The organism is Streptomyces niphimycinicus, assembly GCF_018883605.1.
Lineage (GTDB): Bacteria > Actinomycetota > Actinomycetes > Streptomycetales > Streptomycetaceae > Streptomyces > Streptomyces niphimycinicus.
On sequence record NZ_JAHLEM010001235.1, the window covers coordinates 1 to 1,485 of the forward strand.

1 protein-coding gene is annotated in these 1,485 nt (G+C 73.4%); it reads left to right on the forward strand.

All coding sequences use genetic code 11. The features are described from left to right. Positions 1–327: 327 nt before the first annotated feature. The coding region (locus tag KN815_RS49055) for a serine/threonine-protein kinase (RefSeq protein WP_216348197.1) at positions 328–1,485 on the forward strand (1,158 nt) is incomplete at its 3' end.

Genomic DNA, 1,485 nt, shown 5'->3' on the forward strand with positions numbered 1-1,485 from the left:
CGCCATGACCGCCGGCCGTGCCCGTGGTCGCCCGCGGGCCCGCGTCCCGGCCCGCTTCCGTGGCCCCCGTTCCGCAGCCGGACAGGGCGAGTCCGAGGGCCGCCGTGAGCGCCACGGCGGTCGGCATACGGCTCCGCCTGTGCCATCGTATGGCGGAGATGGGCATGACACGGACCTCCGTTTCCTGCGTACCTCCAGATGGTCGCAGGTACCGCGGTGGCCGCCACGCCGCGCCCCGGACCCCGGGCGGTTCCGGGTCCGCGGATGAGAGACAATGGACGCTCTCCCAGGGTGGGTTCAGGGTGGGTAGATTCGCAGAGGGGTCGCATGTCGGAGGCTGAGAAGACGCAGGGTTCGACTGGGCGCCTCCTCGCCGGGCGGTACCGGCTCGGAGAGATCCTCGGTCAGGGCGGCATGGGCACGGTCTGGCGGGCGAGTGACCAGACCCTCGGCCGTACGGTCGCGGTCAAGGAGCTGCGCTTCCCGTCCAGTGTGGAGGAGGACGAGAAGAGACGGCTCATCACCCGTACGCTGCGCGAGGCGAAGGCGATCGCCCGGATCCGCAGCAACGGCGCCGTCACCGTGTACGACGTGGTCGACGAGGACGACCGCCCGTGGATCGTCATGGAGCTCATCGAGGGGCGTTCGCTCGCCGATGCCGTCCGCGACGACGGCCCGCTGACCCCGCGGCGCGCCGCCGAGGTCGGGCTCGCCGTCCTCGATGTGCTGCGCGCCGCCCACCAGGCGGGCATCCTGCACCGCGATGTGAAGCCCTCCAACGTGCTGATCTCGGACGACGGCCGGGTCGTCCTCACCGACTTCGGCATCGCCCAGGTCGAGGGCGACCCGTCGGTGACCTCGACCGGCATGCTCGTCGGCGCGCCCTCCTACATCTCCCCGGAGCGGGCCCGCGGCCAGAAGCCGGGCCCGCCGGCCGACCTGTGGTCGCTGGGCGGGCTGCTGTACGCGGCGGTGGAGGGTGTGCCGCCGTACGACAAGAGCACGGCCATAGCGACATTGACCGCCGTGATGACCGAGCCGGTGGAGCCGCCGAAGAACGCGGGCCCGCTGGAGGAGGTCATCTACGGTCTGCTCACCAAGGATCCGGCCCTGCGGCTCGACGACGCCGGGGCACGGGCGCTGCTGGAACACGCGGTGAGCGCCCCCGAGGAGACCAAGGCCCCCGCCGACGCGACGCGCACGATGAGCCTGCCGCCCGCCCCGCCGGCCAAGGACGAGGCCGCCGAGGCCAAGGAGTCGGGCGTCTCGGAGCGCAGGCGCGGTGCGCTGAAGTCCGTGCGCAACGCGGCGGCCGCGGCGGCCACGAAGAAGGCGGACAGCGGGAGCGCGGCGGAGCCGGCGGAGAAGTCCGGCGCGGCTGGCGCTGCCGAGGCAGGTGCTGCGAAGTCCGGTACGGCGAAGTCCGGCGGGGCGAAGTCCGGTGCTTCGGCGAAGGCCGAGCCGGCCGCCGCGACGCCCGCGGGC